The organism is Bacillus sp. NPDC057893 (assembly GCF_042796455.1).
GTDB lineage: Bacteria > Bacillota > Bacilli > Bacillales > Bacillaceae_G > Bacillus_A.
The window spans coordinates 191,855-202,131 of the sequence record NZ_JBHVNG010000004.1 but is presented as its reverse complement, the minus strand read 5'-3'; the positions used below and the strand labels follow the sequence as shown (position 1 = coordinate 202,131).

Sequence of the window (10,277 nt, the reverse complement as noted above, 5' to 3'; positions counted from 1 at the left end):
AAATTAAACCGTTCCAATGTATGAACTCCTGAATTTATTGTAAAACTATGTATAAATGGGAGGTGTAAATATTGAGTGATATTACTGTAATACTTATCAAATTTATATCATGCATCATCGCTTTTAGTATCGGACTAGCTCTATTTTTCCCAGCAACGCTCGTCCAAATCATTTCTTTTAGTCTCTTCGTCACAATCGTTTCTTATATGTTTGTTGATAAAATTATTTTAAATCGAATTGGCAATTCCGCTGCCATTATGACGGATTTCTTACTTACGTATTTAAGCGTTTGGATTTTCGGTAATATTTTATTAGACAACTACATGCAAATTGCATGGGGCAGTATCCTTTCTGCCATCGTCTTTACATTATCAGAAGTAATCGTCCATCGCTTTTCTAATTCCCACTCAAGGCACAACAATGATAACATTCGAATTAATCGCCGCCTTGCATATGGTACGGAGTTCGCTGAAGAACAGAATGTGTTGGATAAAGATAAGAAGAAGTAACGTTTTGGTGAAGGAGCTCCCCTTTTGATTATGTGGTGCTCCTTTTTTTGTACTGTAAATTCGGTACATGAAATTACATAAGCAGCTATATCGATTCACCAACATATTTAGACAAGAAAGTGATACTACGTGAATTACTTTTGATTCAAAATATAGTCACATTCATCATTAATGTACCGTTTTCCATTCCCCCCTCTATATACTTTGGAAATGTTGTTATATTTTTCTCCATAAAAAATCCCCTTCAGGTATAGTGTAACATTCCACATTGAAAATGTAGTTTTATACACTATCTCCTTTAAGGGGATAATCAAACTTTATAATTTATTGACTAAATAATACTTCTTATTTCTCGACTTATTCCTGCTTTTTCTTTGCTTAAAACAAAACCATTTCGATTTTTAAGATGCGTCTTCAAACTGACTATTGTATAAATCCGCATAGAATCCTTTTTCTGCAATTAACTCTTCGTGATTACCACTTTCAATAACATCTCCGTCTTTCATAACCAAAATCAAATCGGCGTTTCTAATCGTTGAAAGTCTATGCGCAATAACAAATGATGTTTTATCCACCATCAATTTATCCATCGCCTCTTGAATAAGCGCTTCAGTACGAGTGTCAACGGAACTAGTGGCCTCGTCTAAAATAAGCAACGGTGCTTTTTTTACCATTGCCCTTGCAATAGTAAGTAGCTGTTTTTGTCCTACAGATAAACTCGCTTTATCATTTAATGCTGTATCGTAACCTTTCGGTAAAGTTTTAATAAAATGGTCCAAACCTACTGCCTTACAAGCTGCAACTACTTCTTCATCAGTTACATCTTCTTTATTATAAATGATATTTTCCTTAATCGTACCTTCGAATAACCAAGTATCTTGTAATACCATACAAAATAGATCATGAACATTTTTACGGGTAATCGACTTAGTCGATACATCCTCAATCTTGATTTCTCCACTATCTACTTCATAGAAACGCATGAGGAGATTAACAAGCGTTGTTTTTCCAGCACCAGTAGGTCCGACAATTGCGACTTTTTGGCCGGATTTTATATGAGCAGAGAAATCTTTAATAATAAGCTTCTCTTTCGTATATCCAAACTTAACGTTTTTAAATTCCACATTACCTTTAACATCATTGGCATCTAACATAACTTCTTTATCACTTTCGTCTTCAAGCTCACCTTCGCCTAAAAATTCAAATACACGTTCGCTTGCTGCAGCAGTTGACTGCAAGCTTGTAGCTGCCTGTGCTAGCTGGGACAATGGCTGTGTAAATAAGCGGATATAAACCATAAATGAAACGATTACACCAAATGTAATGGTACCTTTCATCGCTAGTGTAGCACCTACTACACAAACAACAACATAACCTAAATTTCCAATGAAGATCATAAGAGGCATCATCATCCCAGACATAAACTGTGATCTCCATGCACTTCTAAAAAGACTTTCATTGACTTTATTAAATTGTTGCTTCGCTTCTTTATCACCGTTATAAACTTTCAGTACATCATGCCCTGAATAGATTTCTTCAATATGACCATTCATTCTACCAAGGTCCTTCTGCTGACGTATGAAATATTTTTGCGATTTGGATATGATGAAAATCATTAATACAAACCCAACGGCCGTTGCAGCAATAGCAGAAAGTGTCATCGTAACATTAATAGAGAACATCATAATTAAAGACCCTAAGAACATAACGACCGCTGTCACTAACGAACCAACACTTTGATTTAAAGTCTGACCAATCATATCCACATCATTCGTGACACGACTTAACACATCTCCATATGTTGTAGAGTCAAAGTATTTTAATGGTAATTTATCGATTTTGTCAGCAATATCCGTACGTAACCGTTTGGATACTCGCTGAGTAATAGTAGCCATAATAAACGACTGAATATAGCTGAAAATAAAACTCAGTCCGTACAAAATAGCAAGAAGTAGAGCAATATTTCCTATAGCGGTAATATCAATCTTACCTGCAATACCCTCTGTAATTAAATCGGTTATCTCACTAAGCATATTTGGTCCAATGATAGTGAAAATGGTTCCTACAGCTGCCAATACAAGTGCAAAGATAATCGCTGGTAAATACGGTTTACAATAGGCAATTAACTTTCCCCACGGTTTTTTAAAGTTCTTTGGCTTTTCTCCAGGAACTGGCATTCCTCCTGGACCACCGGCACCTTTTCGAGGACTATTTGTTTGATTATTACGCATTTCCCAGCTCCTCCTTCGATAATTGTGAATAGGCAATTTCCTGATAAGTCTTACAATTTTCCAACAATTCACCATGTGTTCCCATACCAACGATTTTACCTTCATCAAGAACGATGATTTTATCAGCATCTTTAATCGTTCCAATTCGCTGCGCTACAATCAAAGTGGTTGCACCTTTCGTTTCTTTTTTCAAGGTAGAACGAAGCTGACGGTCTGTTTTATAATCTAAAGCAGAGAATGAATCATCAAAAATAAAGATTTCTGGATTTCTGCTCACTGCTCTTGCAATAGAAAGGCGTTGTTTTTGTCCTCCAGAAAGGTTTGTACCGCCTTGGGCAATATCAGCACTATATTCGCCATCCATTTTTTCTACAAATTCTTTTCCTTGGGCAATTTCCACCGCTTTTTTGATATCCTCATCTGTCGGCAAGGTTTGGCCGTTATCACCGTATGCCACATTGGATTTTACTGTACCTGAAAATAATACGGCTTTTTGAGACACATAACCAAGCTTATTATGAAGGGTTTCTTGTGCATACTCTTTTACATTGATTCCGTCGACTATAACCTCTCCCTCAGTAACGTCATAAAATCTTGGGATTAAATTAATCAGCGTACTTTTACCACTACCAGTAGAGCCAATAAAAGCGACAGTTTCACCTTTATGTGCCGTAAAACTAATATCTTTCAAAACATATTCTCCTGCATCAGGATATTTAAAGCTGACATTACGCAGTTCGATTTCACCTTCTATTCCCTTAGGTGACGATTGTATTTCTCCATCGGTAATTGTCTGAGGCGTATCTAGTACTTCATTAATACGTGCTGCAGATACTGATGCTCTCGGTAGCATAATGAACGTCATCGCCAATAACATAAACGCCATAACCACCTGCATTGCATAAGACGAAAATACTACCATATCACTGAACAAACCGATTCGATCCATTCCACCTGCGTTCATAATCAAATAAGCCCCAATCCAATAGATAGAAAGAGTTAAAACTGACATAATTAGACCCATACCCGGTTGCATAATGGCCATCAGACGGTTCACCAAAAGATTAGTATCTGTTAAATCTTTATTTGCTTTTTCAAATTTTTTCTCCTGATACTCTTGTGCGTTATAGGCATGAACAACACGAATACCAGTTAAACCTTCTCTTGTTACTAGGTTCAGATTATCTGTCATTTTTTGAACTACTTTAAATTTCGGTAACACAAAGATGATAATGCTGCCTATCATTACAAGCAAAGCAACGACAGCTACTCCTGTTGCCGCTGACCATTCCCAACTTTTCCCTGTAATTTTCAAAATGGCCCAAACCGCAAGGATAGGGGCTTTAATCATAACTTGAAGACCCATTGCAACAGTCTGCTGTATTTGTGTTATATCATTAGTAGAACGAGTAATAAGACTTGCCGTTGAAAAACCATTAATTTCTTCCATGGAGAAAGATAGCGTTTTGTCAAATACCCCTTTTCTTAATTCTTTTGAAAGAGATGTTGCTACTCTTGCCGCAAAATAACCAACAATAACTGACAATACCATACTGCCGAGAGCACATAAAAGCATCTTTCCTCCTGCTGCCCATATATCGCTCGTTTCGCTACCCTTTGTCTGTACAAGGGTCGTAATTTCAGACATAAAATCTGGTAGCTTCAAATCTAACCAAACTTGACCTACAATGAACACAATACTAGCAACAATAAGTATCCATTCTTTTTGTTTTAAGTATTTAAATATTTTCAACATATTTACATTTCTCCTCATTTTTCGTTAATTTGCCAATGATATAGTGAAAAATAATTCTAAATAGAATCACCTTCACGTCGGTTACTAATAAAAGAAGTCACCCTATTAAATCCCCCACTTTTTTTATGGATATCATTTAATTATCCACCCTTTTATAGAGCCCTTTTTTTAGTAATGAAAGTTCTAAAGTATAGTTTTTCACCGATTCATCGAATGGTATTTCCTTCGCGAAATTTTGAATAAGATTGTGAAAAGTCACCGCCGTGATAATCTTCATGACATGGAATATTTCTCGTTCCTCTGCAATATTTAATTTTTCTTTATTTATTAAAATCATGATTTCAGACAATCTATTTTTATGATCATCCTCATTCATATTCCGAGTAAATGTATTTTCAACTTTATAATTCATATTTAAAAAGGCGTTCCTAAAAAAGTTTCGATTTTCTAAGTTTTGAAATTTTTTCAAGATGTATTGATACAATTCAATATATGAGTCAAATAGATCACCCTCATTTTCTTTTAATATTGAAATAAACTTTTCATTATCTTTTTTAGAATGATCATTTAATAAAAAGAAGAAAACATCTTCTTTATCCTCAAAGTATTGATAAAAACTTCCCCTCGGTATTCTAGCATCTTTAATAATATTGGAAATCGATGCTTCGAATAGTGGAACTCTTGAAAATTCTTTCATCGCTGCCTGAATTAATACTTCTTTTTTTTCTCTTTCCAAATTAAAAAATGTTTGTTTAGGCATCCTTCTTCCTCCTATCAAATATGTGACAACATGTCATATCCTTTTATAAATATTGCTCTTTTTCATTAGTACTATTCTAAAAAATGCAAGAGATCATTTAAGCCCTATTAATGGATAATCGCCATTATTCTAATTAAATTTTAATAATTCTATTGAATCCAGCTTTGTAAGTACACTAACACAACTTGTTTAAAAACATCATTCCCTCTAATCTAACCATCATATGACAACGTGTCATAATTGAGTATAAATCATTATCGCATGACAATGTGTCATACTCATTTAACTATTGTTTATCGGGAATCCCCTCATCTTTTTTATTTCTTGATACATAGAGTACCGAATGATAAAGAGACATATACTAAAAATATAACATCTGACACTACGAAGATTTAATGTATACATCAATGCAATGTTTTATTTCTATCTTAGTTTTACTTTAAAAATCCCAATAATAAAGAGGCCCCTCATATAGAGACGGCCCCATTCCCACTTATGCTTCTACCTTCAAATCGTTTAGTGCAACAACATCAGCAAACGCTCTAAACACTGCGTTATGATGCTTAACAATATCTTCAGCACGCAATACTTCTGTTTCAAAGGTACTATGTGCATCACTCACTAACGTTACTTTATATCCTTCACTAAACGCTCTGCGAGTTGTCGTATCCACACAGTACTCTGTTTGCATTCCTGAAATAATAACGTGTTCAATTCCTTTTTCTTGTAACAGTTCGTTTAAGTTCGTCTTATAGAATGAATCTGGCGTCGTCTTTTCAACAATATTGTCTCCTTCTCGCGGTGCAATCGCCGCATGGATTTGCCAGCCATCTGTACCTTTTTCTAACGGATCGTCTTTTGACCCATTATGTTGAACATAAATAACTGGAATATCATTTGAACGACATTCCCCAATAAGCTCTTGCAATGTTTTTAATAACTTTTCCCCATTATGTGGCATTCCTGCTGTATACATACCTGCTTGCACATCAATTACTATTAATGCTTTTTTCATTTCGCGCATCCCCCTTTGTTTGTATAAGCCCTTACATAAAGTATTATAATTGTTTATATTCCATTATCCAACAATCTTCTAATTTCCCCTCATGTAACTCATGTTCCTTTAAAACCTTCACTTTTTTAAATCCGCATTTTTCATAACACTTTATCGCGCGTTCATTATTTACTTTAGGGTCCATTGCGATTGCTTCCGCTCCCACGTTTTCTATAATGTATGTAATCGCTGCTTGAACGAGTTTTGTTCCAATTCCCTTTCCCCAAAAGGTCGGTTCTCCGATAAATTGATCCATCCCCCATACATTATGCGATTCTTCATATCCATATAACGCTTTCCATTCAGAATCAACTGCGTACATTTGAATATAACCGATCGGCACTTCATCAAATTCTATTAAACATCTTTTTTCATCACTGTTTGGATTATGTATAAAATGTTCAAGTACCTTTTCTACAGATTGCGGATTATCTCTTCCTTCGTAATACCGTAGGACTTCTGGGTCTTTTAACCATTTAGAAATGATAGGTGCGTCGTTTTCTATTACGTACTTAACCCATAATTATCCTTTTTGAAAAAGCATGTTACACCTCTATTGTTCATTAATATTTTTCTTTGATATTACATCTTTAATTGCACCTACTAGTGCATATGGTAGTAATGTTATCGCAAAAAACGCTGTAAATAAATTAAACTGAGGGACTTTATATGGAGTGAACCATTCCGTGAAAAATTGAGAATTTAAAATTCTATTAAAAAATTCTCCTCCTGGTCTAAAGTTTGGTGCCCATTCGGCAACATCACAAATTATAAAAATAAATTGCACAATTATAAATGCCCCTAAATAACGAAACCAATTTCACTTCCAAATCGGCTGCGCTTTATTTAATTTATTTCCCATCTATCTCCCACCTTTTTTATTCCTATCAAATTGATTATACACTTCCCTTGCAAATTTTGTTAAAATCTTCTATATATTCAAAGGTGTTGGGGGGAAATATATTATGTCTAATCCTATACAAAAATCAACTTTAATTATCCTTAGGGGAAACTCCGCGAGTGGCAAAACAACAATCGCAAAGAAATTACAAGAACATTTCGGGCAAGGAACACTTCTAGTCTCTCAAGATGTCGTGCGTAGAGATATGTTAAAAGTACACGACACGATGGGTAACTTATCTCATGATTTAATCTTTGAAATTACGAAGTACGGAAAAGGAAAATGTGAATTTGTTATTTTAGAAGGTATTTTAAACAGTCGTAGATATGGAGATATGTTAAAAGAATTGATATATTATTTTGAAGGAAACGCGTATACATATTACTTCGATTTATCACTCGAAGAAACGATTAGACGGCATAATACTAGAGAAAAACGACTTGAGTTTGGAGAGGATTTATTGAGTAAATGGTATAATCCTCACGATACAATTGAAGTAGATAGAGAAACTGTTTTTACAGATAATTTCACACAAAAAGACATATTTCATGCGATTCTTAATGAGGTTACAAAACAAAAATAAGACTGACAGAATGAGTCAGTCTTATTTTTATTATGTACTTTGTATTTCAGTTTTCATAACGGAACACTCTTTACATAAATAATAATATATATTCATTTCCCCAAACTGAAAATCAACTACTGAAATAAGTTCCCGTTTTTCAAGGTCTTGTGTAATTGTAGCAACATACTTCATCTCTTTAGAACAAGTTGGACATCCCAAATTTTCTGGAGCATCATCATATAAAGGCGCTCCTAACAATCTACATACATATTCCGAACCGAATAAGTCAAAAGCTTCCCAGTAACTATCTTCATCAGTAGGTATATCTTCATTTTGCATATTCGTTAACTTTACATTCGTTTTTGGTAGGTGAACCGGTAGCTTATACTCATCTTCCATTACCCAATCTTCCGTATTATCCTGCTTTATTATTTGAACTGTTTTACCCTCATTACTTAACTGAAAATATTGAGGTTCCCACACCATCGCACAGTTCAGACAAGAAACTAATGGTAAAACATTTAATTCACCACTTTTAAATTTAGCAAGCCTCTCATCTTTCAAATCAAAACAGAGAATTTGATGCATCTTCTCACCGCATAGCTTACATACTGGCAAATTGCAATCTTGACCACCAAAGTAATGAGTATATGAATCTTTCCCTTCAATTACTCTATACCCTTTTATTTCATTGTAATGTGCGCCATATAATTCTATTGTCATATTCCATCCTCGCTTTAAATACATCTGATTCATTATATTATAATCATTAACACTAAAAAACATCGTCTTCCTGAATAGTTTCTAAAATAAATCCTTTTAAACTTGGGGCTATTTCTTCCATTTCTTCATCTTCGTGATACCAAATATATATTTCATCATCCATTATTCCGTTATTTATTTTAAAGCACAATTTATCTCCTGAACCATCGTCACCAATTATAATAAAATCTTCAGGCATATGCTCATCGCTCAACTCAACGTTTTGTCTAACTATATCATCCCAAGTTTTCACTAAATTTCTATTATCTTTAATAGGATATAGTATCCATTCTCCTATTTCGGCGTTATTAACTAATTTAAAAAGATCCCTATATTGTGCTGGAAAAATAGCACCTAACTTTTCTTCGGTTTCTTTTATATGTAATTCAAATACTCCTTGTTTCTTTGTTTCTTTGTTTCTTTGTTTCAATATATCCTCTTATTTCTTTCATGAAATACACCTATCCTTTGAACTTAATTACACTATTATGAGTAAAAATGCTTAGTAAATGATTTGATCTGATTTATATATTTCATTATATGTTAACTCTTCGCTGCCATCATACTATTCTTCTCTAGTTCCTCACTTCATTCTTAATAGTTGTATTTTATAAACATAACACAAGTTTCATTTATGTTTTCGTGCATATTTAGTAATACTCCCTTTAAAACTCCTATATTAAATCAACATGGTTTTTCAATGCATCACATTAGCTCAAAAAATAAAAGCCAGTCTCAATAAAGAGAACTGACTTCCATTTGGATAACTATCGTTATTATAGAACTTTTACTTTAACTGTTTGTCTTCCCCAATTCATTGCCTTACTTTTTGAACCCATTAAAACATCAATACGATTACCTTTAATTGCACTTCCGGTATCACCAGCAATAGCTTCTCCATAACCTTCTACCCATACTTTAGATCCTAATGGGATTACCTTCGGATCTACTGCGATAATTCTCATATTAGGATTTGCCGTTAAATCATGACCCATCGCAGTTAAAACGCGTCCACCATATGTACCATTTTCACTTGGATCAGCAGTATAAGCTGTCGCTACTACTGTTAGTTCACGTTTAGCAGACTGTGTGTTATTTTTAGATACTTCTTTTGCTTTTGCTTCTTCCTTAGCCATTGCTATTTCTCGTGCTTTTGCTTCTTCTTTTGCTTTTGCTATTTCTTGCGCTTTCGCTTCTTCTTTTGCTTTGGCTATTTCTTGTGCTTTTGCTTCTTCCTTCGCTTTGGCTATTTCTTGCGCTTTCACTTCTTCTTTTGCTTTGGCTATTTCTTGCGCTTTCGCTTCTTCTTTTGCTTTGGCTATTTCTTGTGCTTTTGCTTCTTCCTTAGCCTTGGCTATTTCTTGCGCTTTCGCTTCTTCTTTTGCTTTGGCTATTTCTTGCGCTTTCGCTTCTTCTTTCGCTTTTGCTATTTCTCGTGCTTTCGCTTCTTCTTTTGCTTTGGCTATTTCTTGTGCTTTTGCTTCTTCCTTAGGCTTTGCTTCTTCTTGTACTTTTACTTCTTCCCTAGGCTTTGCTTCTTCTTGTACTTGTACTTTTACTTCTTCCCTAGGCTTTGCTTCTTCTTGTACTTGTACTTCTTCCCTAGGCTTTGCTTCTTCTTGTACTTTTACTTCTTCCCTAGGCTTTGCTTCTTCTTGTACTTTTACTTCTTCCCTAGGCTTTGCTTCTTCTTGTACTTGTACTTTTACTTCTTCCCTAGGCTTTGCTTCTTCTTGTAC

Annotated in this window: 10 protein-coding genes and 1 pseudogene; 2 read left to right on the top strand and 9 right to left on the bottom strand. The window is 34.5% G+C overall.

What is annotated here, in order from left to right; translation table 11 throughout:
* The first annotated feature begins 71 nt into the window (after window positions 1-71).
* A complete protein-coding gene (locus ACFVQC_RS19460; protein ID WP_377892945.1) occupies window positions 72-509 on the top strand; it encodes a YndM family protein in 438 nt (145 codons plus the stop codon).
* Between the two features lie 401 nt (window positions 510-910).
* Here ACFVQC_RS19460 and ACFVQC_RS19455 read toward each other — a convergent pair whose 3' ends face one another.
* The 6 genes and pseudogenes from ACFVQC_RS19455 to ACFVQC_RS19430 all read right to left on the bottom strand — a co-directional run bounded on the left by ACFVQC_RS19455 (window position 911) and on the right by ACFVQC_RS19430 (window position 7,172).
* Window positions 911-2,740: an ABC transporter ATP-binding protein gene (locus tag ACFVQC_RS19455; RefSeq protein ID WP_377898972.1), complete on the bottom strand. Its 1,830-nt coding sequence runs from the start codon at window positions 2,738-2,740 to the stop codon at window positions 911-913.
* On the bottom strand, window positions 2,733-4,496 hold the full coding sequence (locus ACFVQC_RS19450) for an ABC transporter ATP-binding protein (RefSeq protein ID WP_377898971.1): 1,764 nt from the start codon (window positions 4,494-4,496) through the stop codon (window positions 2,733-2,735). The genes ACFVQC_RS19455 and ACFVQC_RS19450 overlap by 8 nt, the downstream gene beginning before the upstream one ends.
* Before the next feature lie 136 nt (window positions 4,497-4,632).
* A complete protein-coding gene (locus tag ACFVQC_RS19445) occupies window positions 4,633-5,256 on the bottom strand; it encodes a TetR/AcrR family transcriptional regulator (protein ID WP_377898970.1) in 624 nt (207 codons plus the stop codon).
* A gap of 493 nt (window positions 5,257-5,749) precedes the next feature.
* A complete protein-coding gene (locus tag ACFVQC_RS19440; protein ID WP_377892951.1) occupies window positions 5,750-6,271 on the bottom strand; it encodes a cysteine hydrolase family protein in 522 nt (173 codons plus the stop codon).
* Between the two features lie 43 nt (window positions 6,272-6,314).
* On the bottom strand, window positions 6,315-6,815 hold the full coding sequence (locus ACFVQC_RS19435; RefSeq protein WP_377899172.1) for a GNAT family N-acetyltransferase: 501 nt from the start codon (window positions 6,813-6,815) through the stop codon (window positions 6,315-6,317).
* Between the two features lie 48 nt (window positions 6,816-6,863).
* Window positions 6,864-7,172: pseudogene (locus ACFVQC_RS19430) on the bottom strand (YfzA family protein).
* 103 nt (window positions 7,173-7,275) lie between these two features.
* Here ACFVQC_RS19430 and ACFVQC_RS19425 point away from each other — a divergent pair.
* Entirely contained in the window at window positions 7,276-7,794 is a 519-nt protein-coding gene (locus ACFVQC_RS19425) for a kinase (protein WP_377898969.1), read from the top strand.
* Between the two features lie 30 nt (window positions 7,795-7,824).
* Here ACFVQC_RS19425 and ACFVQC_RS19420 read toward each other — a convergent pair whose 3' ends face one another.
* The 3 genes from ACFVQC_RS19420 to ACFVQC_RS19410 all read right to left on the bottom strand — a co-directional run.
* Window positions 7,825-8,499, bottom strand: coding sequence for a hypothetical protein (locus tag ACFVQC_RS19420; protein WP_377898968.1), 675 nt, complete (start codon window positions 8,497-8,499; stop codon window positions 7,825-7,827).
* A gap of 52 nt (window positions 8,500-8,551) precedes the next feature.
* Window positions 8,552-8,968 carry an SMI1/KNR4 family protein gene (locus ACFVQC_RS19415; protein WP_377898967.1) on the bottom strand — a complete coding sequence of 139 codons (417 nt, stop codon included), beginning with the start codon at window positions 8,966-8,968 and terminating at the stop codon, window positions 8,552-8,554.
* Window positions 8,969-9,314: 346 nt separating this feature from the next.
* Window positions 9,315-10,277 (bottom strand): 3D domain-containing protein (locus ACFVQC_RS19410; RefSeq protein WP_377898966.1); only part of this gene is annotated, 963 nt, incomplete at its 5' end.